We start from the raw sequence: 21,602 nt of genomic DNA on the forward strand, positions 1-21,602 counted from the left end.
AGGCAGCTTGATTGTCATATGCAATGACGTTGCGGAAGGTGGCGGACGATCTACGTCCGCCGCCGACGCTCAGTCTTTTGCCGCTGCCTTCTTGGGCGCTGCCGTCTTGGCCGTGGACTTCGAGGCGGCGCTCTTCTTCGTCGCAGACTTCTTGGCAGCCGCCTTCTTCGGTGCGGCCTTCGGCTTCCCCTTGCCGGTCTTCTCGGCGCGTTCCGTCAGAAGCTGGATCGCCTCCTCCAGCGTCACGGAGGCGGGGTCCTTGCCCTTCGGCAGCGTCGCGTTGACCTTGCCCGTGTTGACGTAGGGGCCGAAGCGTCCCTCGCGAACCGTGATCGATCCGCCGAGCGTCGGATGCTCGCCGAGCGTCGCGATGGCGGCCGGCGTGCCGCGCCCGCGCCCGCCGCGCTCCTTCTTCTCGGCGATGACCGTGACGGCGCGGTTGAGGCCGACGGTGAACACGTCCTCGACCGTCTCCAAATTGGCATAGGCGCCGTCATGCTGGAGGAAAGGGCCGTAACGGCCGAGACCGGCCAGAATCGGCTTGCCGCTTTCCGGGTGCAGGCCCACCTCGCGCGGCAGCGCCAGAAGCTGCAGGGCCTTGGTTAGGTCCATCTCCGCGACTTCCCAGCCCTTCGGCAAGGAAGAGCGCTTGGCCTCCTTGCCTTCGCCGCGCTGGACGTAGGGCCCGAAGCGGCCCGAGCGCAGCGTGACGCCCTCGCCGGTATCGGGATCGGTGCCGAGCTCCTTCGGGCCGTCGAGCCCGCCATCGTCGGCGCCTTCGGCCGAAAGCGAGGTGCCGAGCTGCTTGGTGTAGTTGCACTCGGGATAGTTCGAGCAGCCCACGAAGGCGCCGAACTTGCCGAGCTTGAGCGACAGGCGGCCGTTGCCGCAGCGCGGGCAGGCGCGCGGGTCCGATCCGTCGCCCTTCGGCGGGAAGACGAGGGGGCCGAGCTCTTCGTTCAGCGCGTCGAGGACGTCGGAGACGCGGAGTTCCTTGGTGCCGTCGACATGTGCGGAAAAGTCCTTCCAGAAGTCGCGCAGGACCTCCTTCCAGGACAACTCACCGGCCGAGATGAGATCGAGCTTCTCCTCGAGGCCTGCCGTGAAGTCGTATTCGACGTACTTTTCGAAGAAATTGTGCAGGAAGGCCGTCACGAGACGGCCCTTGGAATCGGGCAGGAGCTTGCGCTTCTCCTGCACGATGTAGTCGCGGTCCTGCAGTGTCTGGAGCGTCGCGGCGTAGGTCGAGGGACGCCCGATACCGAGCTCCTCCATCTTCTTGATCAGCGAGGCTTCCGAATAGCGCGGCGGGGGCTCGGTAAAGTGCTGCGTCGGCTCGACGGACCGCTTCTTCAGCGTCTCGTCGGCGCCGATCTGCGGCAGCCGGGCCGAATCGTCGTCCTCCTCCGCCTGATCGGCCTGGGATTTCGAATCGTCGCGATGGTCCTGATAGGCGCCGATGAAGCCATCGAAGCGGATGACGGACCCCGTCGCGCGCAATTGGGCCTTGCGGCCTGCGTTCTCGGCGAGGATCTCAACCGTGGTGCGCTCGATCTCGGCCGACGCCATCTGCGAGGCGATGGCGCGCTTCCAGATGAGGTCGTAGAGGCGCGCCTGATCGCGGTCGAGGAAACGCTCCATGTCCTTCGGCAGACGATCGAAGGAGGTAGGGCGGATCGCCTCGTGCGCTTCCTGCGCGTTCTTGGCTTTGGTCGAGTAATAGCGCGGCTTCTCCGGCACGTAGCGTTCGCCGAAGGTCTTCCCGATGGCCTTGCGCGCGTCCGCGATCGCCTCCGGCGCCATCTGCACGCCGTCGGTACGCATGTAGGTGATCAGACCGACCGTCTCGCCGCCGATGTCCATGCCCTCGTAGAGGCGCTGCGCCACCTGCATGGTGCGCGAGGCGCCGAAGCCGAGCTTGGCCGAGGCCGCCTGCTGCAGCGAGGAGGTCGTGAAGGGCGGCGAGGGGTTGCGCCTGGTCGGCTTGGCCTCGACGCCGAGCGCTCGGAAGGACGCGCCCTCCAGCATGTCGCGGATCTCGAAGGCACGCGCCTGGTTGCCGATCGACAGGCGCTGAAGCTTCTCGCCTTCATAGGCGGTGAGGCGCGCCACGAAGTCCTCGTCGCGCGGCGTGCCTAGCTTTGCGACGATCTGCCAGTATTCGTCGGTCTTGAATCGCTCGATCTCCGCTTCGCGGTCGCAGACGAGGCGCAGCGCGACGGACTGGACACGGCCGGCCGAGCGCGCGCCCGGCAGCTTCCGCCACAGGACGGGAGAGAGGGTAAAGCCCACGAGATAGTCGAGCGCGCGGCGCGCCAGGTAGGCGTCCACCAGCGGCTCGTCGATCTGGCGCGGATTGGCCATCGCGTCGAGGACGGCCTTCTTGGTGATGGCGTTGAATACGACGCGGCTGACCGGCTTGTCCTTCAGCGCTTTCTTCTGACGCAGGACCTCCAGCACATGCCAGGAGATGGCTTCGCCTTCGCGATCCGGATCGGTTGCGAGGACGAGGGCATCCGCGCCCTTCATGGCCTGGGCGATCTCGTTCAGGCGCTTCTGCGAGGGCTTGTCGACCTCCCAGTCCATCGAGAAGTCGTCTTCCGGGCGCACCGAGCCGTTCTTGGCCGGCAGATCGCGCACATGGCCGAAGGAAGCGAGAACCTTGTAGTTCGAGCCCAGATATTTGTTGATCGTCTTCGCTTTGGCGGGCGATTCGACGATGACGACGTCCATGCGCTGGCGATCCCGGAGAGTTCTGGGGAAAAGCCGTCGTGGCTTCCCGATGTTGCACCGCTCACATGGACAGCGCGGAAAGCGCGGTCAACCCCGGCTTGCAGGAGGGTGTGTCCGTCACACCCCATCCGGCAGCGAGACCGCGCCACCGGGATGGCGCTCGAGGCGGCCCGCGAGGTCAAGTTCGAGGAGCACGAGCTGGACGGCGCCGGGGGAGAGGCCGAGATGCGCGACAAGGTCGTCCAACGTGACGGGAACCGGGCCCAGCGCCGAGATGATCGCGCCGCGTTCGGACGCATCGGCGGGCCCCTGCGGGGCGGACGCTTCGGGGCCCGGCTCGCGAAGCGCGGGGCGCGCCACGCCGCTCATGCGCGAATCGAGCGGGCGCAGCGCGTCGATGACGTCCGCCGCTTCGGTGACGAGTATCGCGCCGTCCTTGATCAGGCGGTTGGTGCCGGCCGCGCGCGGATCGACCGGCGAGCCGGGCACGGCGAAGACGAGGCGCCCGAGCTCGCCGGCCATGCGGGCCGAGATGAGCGAGCCCGAGCGCAGCGCCGCCTCGACCACGAGCACACCGAGCGAGAGGGCGACGACGACGCGGTTTCGGCGCGGGAAGTCCACCGCGCGGGGCGTCCAGCCGAAGGGCATCTCGGTCACCAGGCAGCCGCCGCCGTCGACGATGCGCCGCATCAGCGGCTTGTTCTCCGGCGGATAGGGCTTGTCGAGGCCGCCGGCGAAGACACCCGTGGTTCCGGTCGAGAGGCCTGCCTCGTGGCCAGCCGTGTCGATGCCGCGCGCAAGACCGGAGACGATCGCGTAGCCTGCCTCGCCGGCCTCCATCGCCAGCGTGCGCGCCATCTTCATTCCCGCGGTGGACGCGTTTCGCGACCCGACAACAGCCAGCGCCGGGCGATCGAGCAGGGCGGGATCGCCCATCACGGAAAGCACGGGCGCTGCGGAATCCTCGCTCGCCAGGATCGCGGGATACTCGAGCTCACCGCGGAAGAGAAAGCGCGCGCCGAGACGTTCGGCTCGCGCCATCTCGGCCTGCGCGTCGTCGAGATCGGCGACCTTGATGCGGCGTGCCGAGCCGCCACGTGCGGCGAGATCGGGCAACGCCTCAAGCGCGGCCGACGCGTTGCCGAAGCGCTCGACGAGCGCGTTGAAGGTGACCGGGCCGACATTCTCGCTGCGGATGAGGGCGAGGCGTGCGAGGCGCTCTTCCTGCGAGAAGGCTGCCGCGTTCATCCGCTTTTCGCGCCGATCTTGCCTTCGGTGCCTGCCATCAGGCGCCGGATGTTGGCGTGGTGCTTGGCGTAGACGATGACAGTGAGGAGCGCGGAGAGCCCGGCGGCCGGCAGGTTTCCAACGACGAGAAAGACAAGTGGCACCACGGCCGTGGCGACGAGCGCGGCCAGCGAGGAGTAGCGGAAGAGATAGGCGACGGCGAGCCAGTTGACCGCGAAGACTGCGACGCCGAGCGGTGCGAAACCAAGCAGCACGCCGATATAGGTCGCGACGCCCTTGCCGCCTTTGAAGCCGAGCCAGACCGGGAAGAGATGGCCGAGAAAGGCGCCGAGACCCGCAAGCGCGGCCGCCGGCTCGCCCCAGCGCCAGGCGATCAGAACCGGCACCGTGCCCTTCAACAGATCACCGAGTAGGGTAAGCGCGGCGACGAGCTTGTTTCCGGTGCGCAGGACGTTGGTCGCGCCGATATTGCCTGAGCCGATCTTGCGCACATCCCCGAGGCCGAAGAGGCGCGCGAGGATCAGGCCGAATGGGATCGAGCCGCAGAGATAACCGAGCGCAAGCGACAGGACGAGGAACGCCGACGCGCTCTGGTAGAGGAAATCGCTCATCCAAGCTCGCTCTCGGCTTCGAAGACGGTCTTGCCGGCAACGATGGTGCGCGTGACCCGGCCCTGGAAGCGGGCGTTCTCGAAAGCCGTGTTCTTGGAGCGCGAGCGCATGGCCGGCTTCGAGAAGACGAAGGGGGCGTCGAGGTCGACGAGGGTGATGTCGGCCGGGCGGCCGGGCTGGAGCGTGCCGCGATCGAGCTTCAGGAGGCGCGCCGGAGCGGACGTCAGCGCCTCGGCGATGCGCATCAGCGGCACGGCGCCGGAATGGTGAAGGCGAAGGGCGGCCGGCAGTAGGCTTTCGAGCCCCGCCGCGCCCGCTTCCGCCTCGGCGAAGGGGCGTCGCTTGCCGTCCGCATCCTGCGGGTCGTGCGAGGAGACGATGATGTCGATCGTGCCGTCAGCCAACGCCTCGATCATCGCCTGCCGGTCGTTCTCGTGGCGCAGCGGCGGGGCGAGGCGGAAGAAGGTGCGATACTCGCCGATGTCGTTCTCGTTGAGCGACAGGTGATGAATGGAGACGCCGCCGCTTGCCTGAACGCCGGCCGCTTTGGCGCGGCGCAGGGCCTCGGCCGAGGGCGCGACGGAGAGCTGCGCGGCATGGTAGCGGCAGCGCGTGAGCGCGGCGAGGCGCAGATCGCGCTCCAGCGGGATCAGCTCTGCCTCGCGGGGCACCCCGGCAAGCCCCAGCCAGGAGGCGAGCAGCCCCTCGTTCATCACGCCCGTGCCGGTCAGGTCGGCGTCCTGCGTCTCGTGGAAGACCAGTGCATCGAAGTCCCGCGCATAGGTCATGATCCGGCGAATGAGCGCCGGGTTGGAGAGCGTGTGCCGCCCTTCCGTGAAGGCGGTGACGCCGGCCGAGGAGAGGAGGCCGATCTCGGTCATCTCGCGCCCGAGGAGCCCCTTGGTCATCGCGGCCGAGGGAAAGACATTGACCGGACAGGTCTCGCGGGCCGTGCGCATCACGAACTCGGCGAGCGCGACATCGTCGATGACGGGGTTGGTGTCCGGCATCGTCAGGATGGAGGTAACGCCGCCGGCCGCGGCAGCCCGACCTGCCGAGCGGATCGTTTCGCGATGCTCGTAGCCGGGCTCGCCGATGAAGACCCGCGCGTCGACGAGGCCGGGAAGGGCGAGGAGGCCGCTCGCGTCGATGATCTCGGCGCCCTCGGGGCGGCCTTGGTTCAGCGCGTCGGCGCCGGCGGACAGGATGCGACCGTCCTCGACGAGGATCGTGCCGATCTCGTCCAGCCGGCGCGAGGGGTCGAGGATGCGAGCGTTCTCGATGACAAGGGAGCGGGTCATGCGTTGCCCCCCGTCATCCATTCCATGACGGCCATGCGCACGGCGACGCCCATCTCCACCTGTTCCTCGATGACGCTCTGCGGGCCGTCGGCGATGTCGGAGGCGATCTCGACGCCCCGGTTCATAGGGCCGGGATGCATAACCAGCGCGTCAGGTGCGGCAAGGTCGAGCTTCTGTGCGTCGAGCCCGTAGAAGCGGAAATATTCGCGGATCGAGGGCACGAACGAGCCTTCCATGCGCTCGCGCTGGAGGCGCAGCATCATGACGACGTCCGCACCCTTCAGGCCGTCCTCCATGTTGCGGAAGACCTCGACTCCCATCTCCTCGATGCCGGCCGGCAGGAGGGTGGAGGGGCCGACGACGCGCACGCGGGCGCCAAGCGCGTTGAGGAGGAGGATGTTGGAGCGCGCGACGCGGCTGTGCAGGACGTCGCCGCAAAGGGCGACGGTCAGGCCTGCGACGTCGCCCTTGCGACGCTTGATCGTCAGTGCGTCGAGCAGCGCCTGCGTCGGATGCTCGTGGGCGCCGTCGCCCGCGTTCACGACCGAGCAGGCCACCTTCTGCGCCAGCAGCGCGACCGCCCCGGCGGCGTGATGGCGTACGACCAGGATGTCCGGACGCATGGCGTTCAGCGTCATCGCGGTGTCGATGAGCGTCTCGCCCTTCTTCACCGAGGAATTGGCGACCGACATGTTCATGACGTCGGCGCCCAGGCGCTTGCCCGCGAGCTCGAAGGAAGCCTGCGTGCGCGTCGAGGCCTCGAAGAAGAGGTTGATCTGCGTCAGCCCCTTCAACGCGCTCTTCTTCTTGTCGCGCGAGAGCGAGACAGCCACCTCGCGCTCTGCAAGCTCCAGAAGCGTATGGATCTCGTGAACGGAAAGCTGCGCGATGCCGAGAAGGTGGCGGCGGGCAGCGGCGGACGAGGTGGGGGGCTGAGCGCTCATCTGAAAGCCGCTCATAGGCAAAAGAGGGCAAGGCGGCAAGCGCGTCGGTGTCGCGCCGTTAAGGTTAACAAAGCCTTTCGATTGCGCTGGGCGAACGCGAAGGCGCACACATCGTTAATGTGCCATCAACCATGACGGAGCCGGGCCCGTGCGCAACGTCCTACCCATTGCGGCGACCGCCGCCTTCGCTGGATACCAGGCGGTGTGGGCGTGGGGGCTGGCCACGGGCGCACTCAACGCATCCCCCGGTGTTTCCCAGACGGGCCTTTTCCTGCCGTCGGCCGGCGAGATGTCGTCGCTCCCGGCGCTGTTTCTGTCGGCCTCGCATCTGGCGGCGGCGGTCCTCTTCGCCTTCTCCTGCGCGGCCTATGGTGCCGGCCGGCACCATAGGCACGCGGAGGCAGCGGGACTCGTCGCCGTCCTCGTGAGCGCCGCTCTGTTTCTCGCGCACGGCATCGCCGGCGCGGCGCCGCTCTCGCTCGGCGGGGAGGGGATGGCGCTGGCAGCGCTCGCCTTCGCGCTCCTGATGGGTCGGCTCGACGAGGAGGGCGAGAGCGACGACGAGGCCGACCATGCGGCCTTCATGCGCCTTGCGGCCGAACTCGGCGCTGCGTCCAGCCCGCACCGTGCCGACACGGCGCGGGATCTGCGCGGCTGATGCGCAAGTTCCTCGTCCTGTGGGTGGCGCCGATTTCGTTCCTGATCGGCTGGTATCTGCTGGCATCGAACGACATCAGCTTCGGGATGTGGTTCTTCTCCCGCGAGATGCACGACCTCACCTTCTCGCTGTACGGCGAGACGCTCGGCATCGACCCCGAATCGATCCCGCCGCTGGTCGCCCGTGCGCTGGTCATCGACACCGCGCTGGTCCTGGCCATCTTCGCTTTCCGCCGCCGCAAGGCGATCGCTCGCTGGTGGCGCGAGCGCTCAATCCGCCGCGGCGGCCATACGGTCGAGCGCGCCTTGCAGGATGAAGGCGGCCGCGGCCGAATCAATGCGGTTGGCGCGCTTGGCGCGCGAGACGTCGGCCTCGATCAGCCCGCGTTCGGCCGCAACGGTCGACAGCCGCTCGTCCCAGAAGGCCAGCGGCCGGTCGTCAAGGCGTAGGAAGTTCCGTACGAAGGCGCGGGTGGACTGGGCGCGCGGCCCCTCCGTTCCGTCCATGTTCACAGGCAGGCCGATCACGATCGCGCCGCAGCGCTCGGCGTCGAGCGCCTTCGTCAAAGCCTGCGCATCGGCGGTGAATTTCGCGCGGCGGATGACGGTGCGTGGCGTGGCGAAGCTCAGGCCGAGATCGGACACGGCGAAGCCGATCGTCTTCGTCCCGAGATCGAGCCCGGCCACGACCTTGCCCTGCGGCAGGAGCGCGGCGAGTTTAGTGATGTCGACGATCGCCATTCAGGCTCCTTGATTGCGGCGCGGCGGCTTGATTAAGGCGAGCCCGCGCCAAGTTACCGGGCCAACCGCGAGAGAAGGGAACGGCTAGATGAAGATCACCTATTTCGGGCATTCCGCGTTCAAGATCGAGACGGGCGCCTCCGTTGTCCTCATCGATCCTTTCCTGACGGGCAACCCGCATTTCAAGGGAGACGTCGCGGCCGCGACCGAAGGCACGACGCATATCGCGCTGAGCCACGGCCATTTCGACCATGTCGGAGATACGGTGGAGATCGCCAGGCGCACCGGCGCGAAGGTGATCGGCACCTTCGAACTCGTCTCCTGGCTGAACAAGAAGGGCGTCGAGAACATCGAGCCCGGGAATACCGGCGGTACGGTGAAGTTCGACGACTTCTCCGTCACGCTGACGCAGGCCTTCCACTCTTCCGGCAACGTGGAGGAGAACGGCACCGTGACGTATCTCGGCATGCCGAACGGCCTCGTCTTCCACTTCTCACAGGGGCCGAGCGTCTATCACATGGGCGACACGGACATCTTTGCCGACATGGCGCTGATCGAGGAACTGCATCACCCGAAGATCGGCCTCGTGCCGGTCGGCGACCGGCTGACGATGGGAGCGGCCGTCGCCGCGCTCGCCTGCCGCCGCTACTTCAATTTCGAGAAGATCGTGCCGATGCACTGGGGCACCCTGCCGATCCTCGACCAGAGCCCGGACCGCTTTTCACAGGCGATGGAGAGCGAGGCGGGCCGCGTCGTCAATCCGACCGTCGGCGAGCCGTTCGAGGTCTGACGCCGCACCCGCGTCGGCCGCCGGGCGTTGTCTGCGCGCGGCGGCCTCGCTATAGCCGGGGAAATCTGCAGGATCTCTCCGGGAAGCTCGCCTTGTCCGTCGACCAGAACACCGTCCGCCGCGTCGCAAAGCTCGCGCGCATCGCCGTCAACGACGAAGACGTCGCTGCCATGCAGGGCGAACTCAACGCCATCCTGGGCTTCGTCGAGCAACTCGGGGAAGTGGACGTCACGGGCGTGGAACCGATGACCTCAGTCATCCCGATGGAGATGAAGAAGCGCCAGGACGTCGTGACCGACGGCAACAAGGCCGACGACATCGTCGCCAACGCCCCGGCCACCGAGGACCATTTCTTCGTGGTCCCGAAGGTCGTCGAATGATCGAGGGCCTTTCGATCGCGGCCGAGAGCCCGCTGCAGGACGACGTGCGCGCGATGGTCGCCGCGCTCAATGCGCATATGCAACCGCTGAGCCCGCCCGAGTTCCAGTTCCAGCTCACCGTCGAGCAGATGGCCGGGGAGGGCGTCACGGTGTACGTGGCGCGCGACGCGTCCGGCCAGGCCGTCGGCATGGCGTCGCTGAAGGAGCATGGCGAGGGCTTGGGCGAGGTCAAGCGCATGTTCACCACGCCCGCCGTGCGCGGTAAGCGCGTCGGCTCTCAGCTCCTCCGGCGCGTGGAAACTCTTGCGGCTGAACGCGGCATCTCGAGGCTCGTCCTCGAGACGGGAGAGGCGCCCGGCTTCGAGCCCGCATGGCGGGTCTACGAGCGCGGCGGCTACACCGTCTGCGGCGCCGTCCTCGACTATCCCGATTCCGGCTGGTCCCGGTTCTACGAGAAGACGCTATCATGACCGATCTCACCGCCCTGACCATCGCCGAAGCGCGCGAGAAGCTCGCCGCGAAGCAGTTCTCAGCGCGTGAGCTGACCGACGCCTATCTCACCGCCATCGAGGCGGCGAACCCGGCGCTGAATGCCTATGTCGCCGTGACGGGAAGCCGCGCCACGGAAATGGCGGCGGCTTCGGACGAGCGCATCGCCAGGGGCGAGGCGGGCGCGCTGGAAGGCATTCCGCTCGGCATCAAGGATCTGTTCGCGACAGAGGGCGTCCACACGCAGGCCGCCTCGCACATCCTCGACAAGTTCGAGCCGCGCTACGAATCGACCGTCACCGCCAATCTGTGGGCGGACGGGGCGGTGATGCTGGGCAAACTCAACATGGACGAGTTCGCAATGGGCTCTTCCAACGAGACCAGCCATTACGGCCCGGTCGTCAGCCCCTGGCGGCGTACGGGTTCCGATCTCGACCTCGTGCCGGGCGGCTCGTCCGGCGGTTCGGCGGCGGCCGTGGCCGCGCAGCTGTGCGCAGGCGCCACCGCCACCGATACGGGCGGCTCGATCCGCCAGCCGGCCGCCTTCACCGGCACGGTCGGCATCAAGCCGACCTACGGGCGCTGCTCGCGCTGGGGAACGGTGGCCTTCGCGTCCTCGCTCGACCAGGCCGGGCCGATCGCGCGGGACGTGCGCGACGCGGCGATCCTTCTGAAGTCGATGGCCTCGGTGGATGATAAGGACACGACCTCGGTCGATCGCGCGGTGCCGGACTACGAGGCCGCTGTCGGCCGCTCGGTGAAGGGATTGCGGATCGGCATTCCGAAGGAATACCGCGTCGAGGGCATGCCCGCCGAGATCGAGACGCTCTGGCAACAGGGCATCGAGTGGCTTCGCGAGGCTGGCGCGGAGATCGTCGAGGTTTCGCTGCCGCACACGAAATACGCGCTGCCGGCCTATTACATCGTCGCGCCGGCGGAGGCCTCGTCCAACCTCGCCCGCTACGACGGCGTGCGCTACGGGCTTCGGGTGCCCGGCAAGGACATTGCCGAGATGTACGAGAACACCCGCGCGGCCGGCTTCGGCCGCGAGGTGAAGCGCCGCATCATGATCGGCACCTACGTGCTTTCGGCTGGTTATTACGACGCCTATTATCTGCAGGCGCAGAAAGTCCGCACCCTCATCAAGCGAGACTTCGAGACCGTCTTCGCGGACGGCGTCGATGCGCTGCTCACACCCGCCACGCCATCGGCCGCCTTCGGCGTCGCCGATCAGGAGATGAACTCCGATCCGGTGAAGATGTACCTGAACGACGTCTTCACCGTCACGGTGAACATGGCCGGACTGCCGGGCATCGCCGTGCCGGCGGGCCTGTCGGGCGAGGGCACGCCGCTCGGCCTGCAGCTCATCGGCCGCCCCTTCGACGAGGAGACGCTGTTCGCGACCGCCTCTGTCGTGGAGAAGGCAGCCGGGCGCTTCAGCCCGGCAAAGTGGTGGTAAGGCGAGAAAGAACGAGACCATGATCATCGTCGATACCCGCACGCCCGACCCGAAGAAGTTCATCCCCGGCGCCACCGGCGACTGGGAGATCATTGTGGGCATGGAAGTCCATGCGCAGGTGCTGTCGGACGCCAAGCTCTTCTCCGGCGCCTCCACGCAGTTCGGCAAGGGCCCGAACGAGAACGTCAGCCTCGTCGACGCGGCGATGCCCGGCATGCTGCCCGTGATCAACGAGGAGTGCGTGCGCCAGGCCGTGCGCACCGGCATCGGACTGAAGGCGCAGATCAACAACCGCTCGGTCTTCGACCGGAAGAACTACTTCTACCCGGACCTGCCGCAGGGCTACCAGATCTCGCAGTTCGCGCACCCGATCGTCGGCGAGGGGATCGTGAAGGTCTCCGTCGGCCCCGATTCCAAGGGCGGTTTCGAGGAGATCGAGATCGGCATCGAGCGGCTGCATCTCGAGCAGGACGCCGGCAAGTCGATGCACGACCAGCATCCGTCCATGTCGTTCGTCGATCTCAACCGTTCGGGCGTCGCGCTGATGGAGATCGTCTCCAAGCCGGACATTCGCTCGGCCGAGGAAGCGCGCGCCTATCTCACCAAGCTGCGCACGATCCTGCGTTATCTGGGCACCTGCGACGGCAACATGGACGAGGGCTCCATGCGGGCCGACGTCAACGTGTCGGTGCGCAAGCCCGGTGGAGAATTCGGCACGCGCTGCGAGATCAAGAACGTCAACTCGATCCGCTTCGTCGGCCAGGCGGTCGAGGCCGAGGCTCGGCGCCAGATCGCCGTGATCGAGGACGGCGGGACGATCGACCAGGAGACGCGCCTGTTCGATCCGGTGAAGGGCGAGACGCGCTCGATGCGCTCCAAGGAGGATGCGCACGACTATCGCTACTTCCCCGATCCCGACCTCCTGCCGCTGGAGTTCGACGATGCCTTCGTGGCGGCGCTTGCCGAGAACCTGCCCGAGCTGCCGGACGACAAGCGCGCGCGGCTGATAGACTCCGGCCTGTCGGCCTATGACGCCTCGATCCTCGTCTCGGAAAAGGCGATCGCCGACTTCTACGAGAAGGTCGCGGAAGGCCGCGAGGGCAAGCAGGCGGCCAACTGGGTGATCAACGATCTTCTCGGCGCGCTCAACAAGAGCGGCAAGGACATCGAGGAGACGCCGGTCTCGGCCGATCAATTGGGCGCGATCCTCGATCTCGTGCGCGAGGGCACCATCTCCGGCAAGATCGCCAAGGACCTGTTCGAGATGGTCTGGGCGGAGGGCGGAGACCCGCGCGAACTCGTCGAAAGCCGCGGCATGAAGCAGGTCACCGACACCGGCGCCATCGAGAAGGCGGTGGATGAGGTGATCGCCTCCAACCCGGAGAAGGTCGAGCAGGCCAAGGCCAAGCCGACGCTCGCCGGCTGGTTCGTCGGCCAGGTCATGAAGGCGACAGGCGGGAAGGCCAACCCGCAGGCCGTGAACGACCTGGTGAAGGCCAAGCTCGGGATCGAATGAACCGCTTCTTCGTCAGAACGGCCGGGCCCGGCGACCTGAAGGCGATCAGCACGCTCCTCACGGAGACGTGGCAGGCGACCTACGATCGCATCTACGGCCCGGATCGCGTGCGCGAGATCAACGCGTCATGGCATGGCGAGGACACGCTGCGTCCGCGCCTCGAGCGGCCGGACTCGGAGTTCCTCGTCGCCGACGACAGTGTGGAAATCGCCGGCATGGCCTTCGCCGCGCTGCCTCTGGCTTCGGAAGGCAAGGCGCGAGACTGCGTCTTCCTCCACCAGCTTTACGTTCACCCGGCGCACCAGCGTTCGGGGATCGGCGGCGATCTCTTCGCCGAAATCGAGAGCTCCTTCTTCGAGGCGCGCCGCATCCGTGTAGAGGTCGAGGCCGCGAACGATGGCGCCATCGCCTTCTGGCGCCGGGTCGGCTTCTCGCCGACGGCCGGCGAGGGGGAGGGCTCGGTTCTTGTGATGGAAAAGGCGCTGGCCGTCGACTGACGGCTCACGAAGAGACGAATGGACTTTTCGCGCATGCGGGACGATAAGCGCGGGACGGAACGAGGAATGCCCATGTCGAAGACCATGGAATGGCTGACGCAGATCTTCACCTGGTGGAACGGCCAGACGATCGGCACGCGCTTCTACACCTGGCGCTTCGGCGAGCGGGTCGGCGAGGATGAGCGCGGCAACGTCTTCTATCGTACCGCCGACGGCAAGCGCCGCTGGGTGATCTACAACGGTCCCGCCGAGGCGAGCGCCATCGGTGCCGGCTGGCACGGCTGGATGCATCACCGCACCGACGTTGCCCCGCCGCAGGAGAACTACGTCGCGCGCGAGTGGGAGAAGCCGCATCAGGAGAACCTGACCGGCACCGGCCGCGCCTACCGCCCGAAGGGCTCGATCCTCAACACGAGCGAGCGCCCGCGCGTGACAGGCGACTACGACGCCTGGCAGCCTTGAGCGCCGGCAAGTCTTCGGCTCGATCGATGATGCGAAGCTTCCGCCTGCTCGGCACCCTCGCGGCCCTTCTTCTCATCTCGCCGGTCTACGCGCAGGACATCCAGCCGCAGACAGGCTTCGAGCTGCCTATGGACCTCGACACGCCGCGTGAGGCCGCGCCGCCGCCGGAAGCGCTGCGCGTCGAAAACCCCGTCGCGGTCTTCTCCGGGCTCGACAAGATCACCGGCCGCATCACGTCCTTCGATGTCTATGTGAATGAGACGGTGCAGTTCGGCGCGCTGCAGGTGACGCCGCGTGTCTGCTATTCGGCCGCGCCCGAAGCTTCGCCGCGCACGGACGCCTTCATCGAGGTGGACGAGATCACGCTCGACCGCGAGATCCGGCGCATCTTCACCGGATGGATGTTCGCCGATTCGCCCGGCCTCAATGCCGTGGAGCACCCGATCTACGACGTCTGGCTCCAGGACTGCCGCGCCGAATCCTCTGTCCCGGCCCCGCCGAGCAACTGACTGCTCGTCAGTAGCGGAACTGCTCGGCAATGATCCGCTCGTCCCAGGAGTGATCCGGGTCGAAGAGGATCACGGAGCGGGCGCTGCGCAGCTCGCGCACCCGCACGCGCCGCACCGATTTCACCTCCTGATGGTCAGCCACCGCGTTCACCGGCCGCTTGTCCGGGTCCAGCACCTCGAACTCAACCACCTGCCGGTTCGGCAGGAGCGCTCCGCGCCAGCGCCGGGGGCGGAAGGGGCTGACAGGGGTAAGCGCAAGAAGCGGCGCGTCGATCGGGATGATCGGCCCCTGCGCCGAAAGATTGTAGGCGGTCGAGCCCGTGGGCGTCGCAACCATCACGCCGTCGCAGGCCAGCTCCTCGAGCCGCACCTTGTCGTCGATCGAGATGCGCAGCCGGGCGATCTGGTAAGATTGGCGAAACAGCGCGACCTCGTTGATCGCCAGCGCCTCGTGGGCGACGCCGTCGCTGTCGATCGCCTCCATTGCCAGCGGGTGGATCTGCGAGCGAGAGGCGCGCGCCAGACGCTCGGGCAGACCGTGTTCGCTGTAGGTGTTCATCAGGAAGCCGACGGTACCCCGGTTCATCCCGTAGATCGGCTTGCCCGTGTTCATGAAGCGGTGCAGCGTCTGAAGCATGACGCCGTCGCCGCCCAGAACGACGATAGCGTCCGCGGCTTCGGGCTCGCAGCTTCCGTAGAGCGCGGTCAGGCGGCTCGCGGCCTCCTGCGCGTCCGGCGTTTCGCCGGCAAGGATCGCGAAGGAAGGAATGGGACCTCGCACCGGTTGGTTGGCAAGGGCCCGTGCTTATCATCTCACCGGTTAACGCGCGACATAGGGTTGTGGCCATCGCGCGCGGTCCTTAACGCCCACACCGGAATTTGATCGCAACCTGCAATGGAATCGCAACACAATCGTGCCACATTATAGCCATCGTCGCTCTGATGGTTGGGTGGAAGCCGTGCGTGTCGAGACCTTCGTTGCCGTCCTGGTGAATCTCTTTGGGCTCTCCATCCTGGCGGGCGCTCTTATGCTCGCCGTGACCATCCTGTTCCCGTAGCATCAGCCGCTGCTGCCGCGGTCCTCCCTCTCGGAGGCGCGACGTTGCGAGGCGGCCACGGCTTTGAACCATTTGGAACGAATGCGCTGGAAAACCGTGCGATGTGGAGGGGTGTTGCGCGGTTGCGATAGCGCGCGCCATCGCATGGTGGCATGTGCTCGCCGCGAACCGGAGGCGTAATTTTCTCGAGCGAGGCGGCAACCGAACTCGCCCAGCGGCATTACACCGACAACTGATACGCGCGGCTGGAAAATGGCGCGAAAATTTACGCGGATGAAACAACTGCCATGAACAATACCGAGCTCCAGAGCAACGCGGGCGGGTTCTCTATGCGTCGTACCTTTCTCACGCTTCTCGGCGGCATGGCTGCGTTCGGTATCCTGACGGCCAGCTACGCCACGGCTGATCTGCCCGCGCCGGAGATGCAGCCGACCCAGCAGACCGTGATCGTCGACTGACGATCCCTCACGCCTTCGAACAAAAGGGCCGCGAGGCCCTTTTTTCGTGCCAGCTTTCCGATACGAAGCGCGTCTGACGACGCGGCGGAGAAAGCGGCCTTCATGACGATGCGTACCCTCCTTGCCTGCGCGCTTCTGGTCACCGGGCCGGCCGGCGCGCAGAGCCTGTTCGAACCGGGCCAGAACGGCCAGCGCGCACCGATGCCGCCCGTCCCCGCCGTCCCGACGGAGAGTGCTGGCCAGATTCCGCAGAATTCGGCACAGATTCAGCTCACCTTTGCTCCGCTCGTGAAGGCGACGAGCCCGGCCGTGGTGAACGTCTACGCTGCCCGGCAGGTGCAGGCGCGCTCTCCCTTCCAGGGCGATCCGTTCTTCGAACAGTTCTTCGGCAACCGCTTCCAAAGCCGGCCGCGCATCGAATCCTCGCTCGGTTCGGGGGTGATTGTGGACGCGGACGGGCTCGTCGTCACCAACAACCACGTCATCGAGGGCGCAGACGAAGTGCGCGTCGCTCTCGCCGACGGGCGCGAATTCGCCGCCGAAATCCTGACGCGAGACGCGCGGATCGATCTCGCGGTGCTTCGCATCGATTCCGACGAGACGTTCCCGACCGTTCCCATTGCCGATTCCGACGGTGCGGCCATCGGCGACCTTGTGCTGGCGATCGGCAATCCGTTCGGCATCGGCCAGACGGTGACGAGCGGAATCGTGTCGGCGCTTGCCCGCTCGCATGTGGGCGTCAGCGATTCCAGCTTCTTCATCCAGACTGACGCGGCCATCAATCCCGGCAATTCCGGCGGCGCGCTGATCGACATGCGCGGCCAGCTCGTCGGCGTGAACACGGCGATCTTCTCGCGTTCGGGCGGCTCGCTCGGCATCGGCTTCGCGATTCCGTCCAACATGGTGCGCGCCTTCGTCGAGGCCGCCGAGCGCGGCGAGCGCTTCGAGCGGCCCTATATCGGCGCGGGGTTCACGCAGGTCACGCCCGACATCGCGGAGGCGCTGGCGATGCCGCGGCCGACGGGTGCGCTCGTCCAATCCGTCGATGAGGGCGCTGCGGCTGAGCGCGCCGGGCTCGCCCCCGGCGATGTGGTCCTCTCCATGGACGGCTTTGCGATCAACGGCCCGGACGCGCTCGGCTACCGGCTGGCGACCACCGGGATCGGGCGGACCGCGCGGCTCGAGGTCCTCAAGGATGGCGCCAGCGAGGAAGTGGAGCTCGAACTCACCGCCGCTCCCGAGACGCCGGAGCGCGACGAACGGCGACTCGACGGCAACACGCCCTTCGCCGGCGCGATCGTCGCCAATCTCTCGCCACGGCTCGCCGACGAGCTAGAAATGCCGCAGACGCTGCGCGGCGTGGTGGTGGCGGACGTCCAGCGCGGTTCTCCCGCCATGCGCTTCGGCCTCCAGCCCAAGGACATCGTCCGCTCCCTGAACGGGCAGGAGGTCGAATCGAGCTCGGCGCTCGAGGACCAGCTCTCGCGCGGTGGCCGGGGTTGGCGCTTCGAGATCGAGCGCGATGGCCGGCGCATGACGCAGACGATACGCTAGCGGGATGAGCGACCTTTTCGGCGACCCACCCGCGCCTGCCGACCGGCGTTCCGAGCCCGCCCCGGCGGCGGATCGCTCGCGGCCGCTCGCGGACCGGATGCGGCCGGAAAGCCTGTCGCAGGTCGTCGGCCAGGAGCATTTGACCGGGCCGGACGGGATCCTCTCGCGGATGCTGGACGCCGGCTCTCTCGGGTCGATCATCCTCTGGGGGCCGCCCGGCACCGGCAAGACGACGGTCGCGCGGCTTCTGGCGCGCGAGGTCGATTTCGCCTTCGAGCAGATTTCAGCCATCTTCTCAGGCGTCGCGGATCTCAAGAAGGTGTTCGAGGCCGCGCGCCTTCGCCGCCGCAACGGACGGCAGACGCTGCTCTTCGTGGACGAGATCCACCGGTTCAACCGCGCGCAGCAGGACAGTTTCCTGCCGGTGATGGAGGACGGCACGATCGTCCTCGTCGGCGCGACGACCGAAAACCCGTCCTTCGAGCTGAACGCCGCGCTCCTCTCTCGCGCGCGCGTCCTGACCTTCCACCCGCACGATGCCGACAGCCTGTCGCAGCTTCTGGCGCGGGCCGAGGGAATGGAGGGGCGCACGCTGCCGGTGGACGACGAGGCGAGGGCGGTGCTCCTGCGCATGGCCGACGGGGACGGGCGTGCTATCCTGACGCTGGCTGAGGAGGTGTGGCGCGCCGCGCGAGAGGGCGAGACCTTCGACGCCGACACCGTTCAACGCGTGGTGCAGCGGCGCGCGCCTGTCTACGACAAGAGCCAGGACGGCCATTACAACCTGATCTCGGCCCTGCACAAATCGGTGCGCGGCTCGGACCCGGACGCCGCGCTCTACTATCTCTGCCGGATGCTCGATGCCGGCGAGGAGCCGCTCTATCTCGGCCGCCGGCTGGTGCGCATGGCCGTCGAGGATATCGGTCTTGCCGATCCGAACGCGCTCGTCGTGGCAAACGCCGCCAAGGATGCTTACGACTATCTCGGCTCGCCCGAAGGCGAACTCGCGCTCGCGCAGGCGGCCGTCTATCTGGCCGCGGCGCCGAAATCGAACGCGCTCTACACCGCCTACAAGGGCGCGATGCGCGCCGTGAAGGAGAACGGCTCGCTCCTGCCGCCCAAGCACATCCTGAACGCCCCCACCAAGCTGATGAAGGGTGAGGGCTACGGTTCGGGCTATCTCTACGACCATGACCAGCCGGACGCCTTCTCGGGCCAGAACTACTTCCCCGAGGAGATGGGGCGGCAGAGCTTCTACCGGCCCACCGATCGCGGTGTGGAGCAGAGGATCGGCGAGCGGATGGCGCGCTGGGCTGCGCTGCGCCGGGAGCGGGGCGAGCCGTGAACGTGCTTCTCGTCGCCCTCGGCGGGGCGCTCGGCTCGGTCCTGCGCTATGGCGCCGGCGTCCTTTCCTTACGCCTGTTCGGGCCGGCCTGGCCGGTCGGAACGCTCTTCGTCAACGTGACAGGCTCGTTCCTGATGGGGCTGCTGGTGGAGGCGATCGCGCGCCGTCTCGGAGCATCGGCGGAACTGCGGCTGTTCCTTACGACAGGCCTTCTGGGTGGCTACACGACCTTCTCCGCCTTCTCGCTGGACGCGCTTGCACTCTACGAACGAGGTGAGGTCGCAAGCGCCGCGTTGTATGTCGGCGCCTCGGTTCTTCTCGGCCTCGCGGCTATCGCCGCCGGGCTCGCACTGGGGCGTCAGATCTTCTGAAGGTTTCGATCCGCCGCGACTTGCGCTATCGGGAGGCACAAACTTCAAGGAACGTAGCGCCATGTCCGCCGTCGAGCAGGTCAGAGTCGAGACGGACGAGCAGGGGCTTCGGCTCGATCGCTGGTTCAAGATCCATTATCCGGGCCTCGGCTTCGGCCATCTTCAGAAGCTTCTGCGCTCCGGCCAGATCCGGCTCGACGGCGGCCGCGCCAAGGCGGACACGCGGCTTGCGCCCGGCCAACTCGTGCGCGTGCCGCCGCTCGGCATCGACCGGGCCGACGTGAAGGCGAGGCCGCTCACCGCCAACACGATGCGCGATCGGCATGACGGGGACGTCCTTTCGCAGATGCTGCTATACGAGGACGAGAAGGTCTTCGTCTTCAACAAGCCCGCCGGCCTTGCCGTGCAGGGCGGCTCGGGCGTGTCTCGCCATGTCGATGCCATGCTGGAAGCCTGGCGTTCCAAGAAGGGCGAGAAGCCGCGCCTCGTCCACCGCCTCGACCGCGACACCTCCGGCGTCCTCGTCGTCGCCCGCACGCGCGGCGCGGCCGTCGAGCTGACCAGGGCCTTCCGCGAGCGCGATACCAAGAAGACCTACTGGGCGATCGTGAAGGGCGTGCCCGCCCCGCATGACGGGCGCATCTCGACCTATCTCGTCAAGGAACAGACGCCGGACGGCGACCGGATGCGCGTCGCCCGGCACGGGGAGGAGGGCGCCGACCACGCGCTGTCGCACTATCGCGTGCTCGATCAGGTGGCGCAAAATTTCGCCTGGCTGGAGATGGAGCCCTACACCGGCCGCACCCACCAGCTTCGCGTCCACGCCGCCCATATCGGCCACCCGATTCTGGGCGATCCGAAATATTTCGAGCACGACACCAACTGGGACTTTCCCGGCGGTGTGCAGAACCGGCTGCACCTCCACGCCCGGCGCATCGTCATCCCGCACCCCGCCGGCAAGGGTGTGATCGACCAGATGGCCCCGCTGCCGCAGCACATGGTGCAGACGTTCAACCTCTTCGGCTTCGACGAAGCCCTGATGGGCGATTGATGAAGGCGATCCTCTTCGACTGTGACGGCACACTCGCCGACAGCTTCGGCACGATCGTCTCCGCGATGGCCGAGACGTTCCGCCACCACGGGCGTTCGGTGCCGGCCGCCACCGACGTCCACGGCGTGATCGGGCTTTCGCTGGAGCATGCCATCGCCGACCTCCTGCCGGTGCCCGAAAGGGCGGAAGCCGGAGTCATGGCGGGCACTTACCGGGCGGTCTTCCACGAAATGCGCAACGACCCCAGGCATCGCGAGATGCTGTTCGAGGGCGTCGCCGAAATGCTGGCCGACCTCGCCGGGCGCGACGACGTGCTTCTCGGCATTGTCACCGGCAAGTCTCGCCGGGGTGTCGCGGCAATCGTCGCGGCGCACGGGCTCGACGGCGTCTTCACAGCGGTTCGCACGGCCGATGACTGCCCCTCCAAGCCGCATCCGGCGATGGTGCTCGAATGCTGCGGCGCGTTCGGCCTCGACCCGGCAGACGCCGTTGTCGTCGGAGACGCGGTCTTCGACATGCAGATGGCACGTGCTGCGGGTTCTCGAGGGATCGGCGTCGCATGGGGCGCGGGCTCGGCGAACGCGCTGGAGGAGGCCGGCGCCACGCTCGTCGCGCGCGAGGTCGCCGAACTGCGCCTTCTGCTCGACGGCTTCATCGAGACGGGCGCGCTTCCGCAACTGGCGAGAGCGTGATGATCGAGAACACGAGTCTCCCCAAGCGCTTCTACAAAACGGTTTCGGTGCAGCCTGAAGGCGAGGCCCATGCCGTGCTGCTCGACGGGCGCCCGCTGAAGACGCCCGGACGGCGCTCGCTCACCCTGCCATCCGCCGCCGCCGCTGAGGCGGTTGCCGAGGAATGGCGCGGGCAAGGCGAGCGCATCGATCCCGCGACGATGCCGGTCACGCGGCTTGCCAACACCATCGTGGACGCCATCGCGGACGACCCCTCCGCCGTGCGCGAGGACCTGAAGCGCTACGCCGAGACCGACCTCCTGTTCTACCGGGCCGATGGACCGGAGCGCCTCGTCGAGCGCCAGAGCCGCGAGTGGGACCCGGTCCTGCGCTGGGCCGAGGAGCGCGTCGGCGCCCTCTTCCTGACGGGCGCCGGCGTGATGCACATCGCGCAGCCGCCGGAGAGCGTCGCGGCCGTGGCGGCTCTCCTCGAAGCGCGCACGAGCGGCTTCGAGATTGCGGCGCTCCATCAAATGACGACGCTGACCGGCTCGCTGATCCTCTCGCTGGCGGTGATCGAGGCGCGCCTGGACGATGTCGAGGCCTGGCGGCTCGCTCATCTCGACGAGGACTGGAACATCGAGCAATGGGGCGAGGATGCCGAGGCGAGCGCCCGGCGCGCGGCGCGCTTCGCCGACATGCGGGCGGCCGCGCTCATCGCCGCACGGGCACGATGAGGTAAACGCCGTCTTTGCAA

23 protein-coding genes and 1 pseudogene are annotated in these 21,602 nt (G+C 67.4%); 17 read left to right on the forward strand and 7 right to left on the reverse strand.

Going from position 1 to position 21,602, the window contains the following annotated elements; translation table 11 throughout:
• Window positions 1-69: 69 nt before the first annotated feature.
• From topA to H1343_RS06805, 5 genes are all read right to left on the reverse strand, one after another.
• Window positions 70-2,733 (reverse strand): type I DNA topoisomerase, encoded by a 2,664-nt coding sequence (gene topA / locus H1343_RS06785; RefSeq protein WP_185985139.1) that lies wholly within the window; start codon window positions 2,731-2,733, stop codon window positions 70-72.
• Between the two features lie 117 nt (window positions 2,734-2,850).
• A complete protein-coding gene (dprA, locus tag H1343_RS06790) occupies window positions 2,851-3,981 on the reverse strand; it encodes a DNA-processing protein DprA (RefSeq protein ID WP_185985140.1) in 1,131 nt (376 codons plus the stop codon).
• A complete protein-coding gene (gene plsY, locus H1343_RS06795; protein WP_185985141.1) occupies window positions 3,978-4,592 on the reverse strand; it encodes a glycerol-3-phosphate 1-O-acyltransferase PlsY in 615 nt (204 codons plus the stop codon). Before plsY ends, dprA begins: the two co-directional genes overlap by 4 nt.
• Window positions 4,589-5,893 (reverse strand): dihydroorotase, encoded by a 1,305-nt coding sequence (locus tag H1343_RS06800; protein ID WP_185985142.1) that lies wholly within the window; start codon window positions 5,891-5,893, stop codon window positions 4,589-4,591. The genes plsY and H1343_RS06800 overlap by 4 nt, the downstream gene beginning before the upstream one ends.
• On the reverse strand, window positions 5,890-6,837 hold the full coding sequence (locus H1343_RS06805) for an aspartate carbamoyltransferase catalytic subunit (RefSeq protein WP_185985143.1): 948 nt from the start codon (window positions 6,835-6,837) through the stop codon (window positions 5,890-5,892). The genes H1343_RS06800 and H1343_RS06805 overlap by 4 nt, the downstream gene beginning before the upstream one ends.
• 148 nt (window positions 6,838-6,985) lie before the next feature.
• On the opposite strand from H1343_RS06805, the gene H1343_RS06810 reads away from it, so the two are divergent.
• A complete protein-coding gene (locus tag H1343_RS06810; RefSeq protein WP_185985144.1) occupies window positions 6,986-7,495 on the forward strand; it encodes a hypothetical protein in 510 nt (169 codons plus the stop codon).
• Window positions 7,495-7,719, forward strand: a pseudogene (locus H1343_RS16970) (DUF6105 family protein); the annotation flags it as partial. The gene H1343_RS06810 and the pseudogene H1343_RS16970, both read left to right, overlap by 1 nt.
• Before the next feature lie 45 nt (window positions 7,720-7,764).
• On the opposite strand, the gene ruvX reads toward H1343_RS16970, so the two are convergent.
• On the reverse strand, window positions 7,765-8,235 hold the full coding sequence (gene ruvX / locus H1343_RS06815; RefSeq protein WP_185985145.1) for a Holliday junction resolvase RuvX: 471 nt from the start codon (window positions 8,233-8,235) through the stop codon (window positions 7,765-7,767).
• An 88-nt stretch (window positions 8,236-8,323) separates the two neighbouring features.
• On the opposite strand from ruvX, the gene H1343_RS06820 reads away from it, so the two are divergent.
• The 8 genes from H1343_RS06820 to H1343_RS06855 all read left to right on the forward strand — a co-directional run bounded on the left by H1343_RS06820 (window position 8,324) and on the right by H1343_RS06855 (window position 14,337).
• Window positions 8,324-9,025, forward strand: coding sequence for a metal-dependent hydrolase (locus H1343_RS06820; RefSeq protein WP_185985146.1), 702 nt, complete (start codon window positions 8,324-8,326; stop codon window positions 9,023-9,025).
• Between the two features lie 92 nt (window positions 9,026-9,117).
• Window positions 9,118-9,405, forward strand: a complete 288-nt coding sequence (gene gatC / locus H1343_RS06825) for an Asp-tRNA(Asn)/Glu-tRNA(Gln) amidotransferase subunit GatC (protein WP_185985147.1) — start codon at window positions 9,118-9,120, stop codon at window positions 9,403-9,405.
• Window positions 9,402-9,875 (forward strand): GNAT family N-acetyltransferase, encoded by a 474-nt coding sequence (locus tag H1343_RS06830; RefSeq protein WP_185985148.1) that lies wholly within the window; start codon window positions 9,402-9,404, stop codon window positions 9,873-9,875. The genes gatC and H1343_RS06830 overlap by 4 nt, the downstream gene beginning before the upstream one ends.
• On the forward strand, window positions 9,872-11,353 hold the full coding sequence (gene gatA, locus H1343_RS06835) for an Asp-tRNA(Asn)/Glu-tRNA(Gln) amidotransferase subunit GatA (protein ID WP_185985149.1): 1,482 nt from the start codon (window positions 9,872-9,874) through the stop codon (window positions 11,351-11,353). Before H1343_RS06830 ends, gatA begins: the two co-directional genes overlap by 4 nt.
• A 19-nt stretch (window positions 11,354-11,372) precedes the next feature.
• Entirely contained in the window at window positions 11,373-12,869 is a 1,497-nt protein-coding gene (gene gatB, locus H1343_RS06840) for an Asp-tRNA(Asn)/Glu-tRNA(Gln) amidotransferase subunit GatB (RefSeq protein ID WP_185985150.1), read from the forward strand.
• Window positions 12,866-13,366, forward strand: coding sequence for a GNAT family N-acetyltransferase (locus H1343_RS06845; protein WP_185985151.1), 501 nt, complete (start codon window positions 12,866-12,868; stop codon window positions 13,364-13,366). The genes gatB and H1343_RS06845 overlap by 4 nt, the downstream gene beginning before the upstream one ends.
• 84 nt (window positions 13,367-13,450) lie before the next feature.
• Window positions 13,451-13,828: an NADH:ubiquinone oxidoreductase subunit NDUFA12 gene (locus tag H1343_RS06850; RefSeq protein WP_185985529.1), complete on the forward strand. Its 378-nt coding sequence runs from the start codon at window positions 13,451-13,453 to the stop codon at window positions 13,826-13,828.
• Window positions 13,829-13,854: 26 nt separating this feature from the next.
• Entirely contained in the window at window positions 13,855-14,337 is a 483-nt protein-coding gene (locus H1343_RS06855; RefSeq protein ID WP_343048902.1) for a DUF2155 domain-containing protein, read from the forward strand.
• Between the two features lie 7 nt (window positions 14,338-14,344).
• On the opposite strand, the gene H1343_RS06860 is transcribed toward H1343_RS06855, so the two are convergent.
• The gene (locus tag H1343_RS06860) at window positions 14,345-15,118 is read right to left on the reverse strand and encodes an NAD kinase (protein WP_185985152.1); all 774 of its coding nucleotides are present in this window, start codon (window positions 15,116-15,118) and stop codon (window positions 14,345-14,347) included.
• Window positions 15,119-15,682: 564 nt separating this feature from the next.
• Between H1343_RS06860 and H1343_RS06865 the strand changes: the two genes are divergently transcribed.
• The 7 genes from H1343_RS06865 to H1343_RS06895 all read left to right on the forward strand — a co-directional run bounded on the left by H1343_RS06865 (window position 15,683) and on the right by H1343_RS06895 (window position 21,582).
• Entirely contained in the window at window positions 15,683-15,853 is a 171-nt protein-coding gene (locus tag H1343_RS06865) for a hypothetical protein (protein WP_185985153.1), read from the forward strand.
• A gap of 201 nt (window positions 15,854-16,054) precedes the next feature.
• Window positions 16,055-17,407 carry a DegQ family serine endoprotease gene (locus H1343_RS06870; protein ID WP_425484653.1) on the forward strand — a complete coding sequence of 451 codons (1,353 nt, stop codon included), beginning with the start codon at window positions 16,055-16,057 and terminating at the stop codon, window positions 17,405-17,407.
• A gap of 4 nt (window positions 17,408-17,411) precedes the next feature.
• Entirely contained in the window at window positions 17,412-18,752 is a 1,341-nt protein-coding gene (locus H1343_RS06875; protein WP_185985155.1) for a replication-associated recombination protein A, read from the forward strand.
• Window positions 18,749-19,123 (forward strand): fluoride efflux transporter CrcB, encoded by a 375-nt coding sequence (gene crcB / locus H1343_RS06880; protein WP_185985156.1) that lies wholly within the window; start codon window positions 18,749-18,751, stop codon window positions 19,121-19,123. The genes H1343_RS06875 and crcB overlap by 4 nt, the downstream gene beginning before the upstream one ends.
• 61 nt (window positions 19,124-19,184) lie before the next feature.
• Window positions 19,185-20,174, forward strand: coding sequence for an RluA family pseudouridine synthase (locus H1343_RS06885; protein WP_185985157.1), 990 nt, complete (start codon window positions 19,185-19,187; stop codon window positions 20,172-20,174).
• Window positions 20,174-20,866, forward strand: coding sequence for an HAD-IA family hydrolase (locus H1343_RS06890; RefSeq protein ID WP_185985158.1), 693 nt, complete (start codon window positions 20,174-20,176; stop codon window positions 20,864-20,866). The genes H1343_RS06885 and H1343_RS06890 overlap by 1 nt, the downstream gene beginning before the upstream one ends.
• A complete protein-coding gene (locus H1343_RS06895; RefSeq protein ID WP_185985159.1) occupies window positions 20,866-21,582 on the forward strand; it encodes an ATP12 family chaperone protein in 717 nt (238 codons plus the stop codon). Before H1343_RS06890 ends, H1343_RS06895 begins: the two co-directional genes overlap by 1 nt.
• Window positions 21,583-21,602 lie beyond the last annotated feature (20 nt).

The organism is Aureimonas mangrovi (genome assembly GCF_014058705.1).
GTDB classification, from domain to species: Bacteria; Pseudomonadota; Alphaproteobacteria; order Rhizobiales; family Rhizobiaceae; genus Aureimonas; species Aureimonas mangrovi.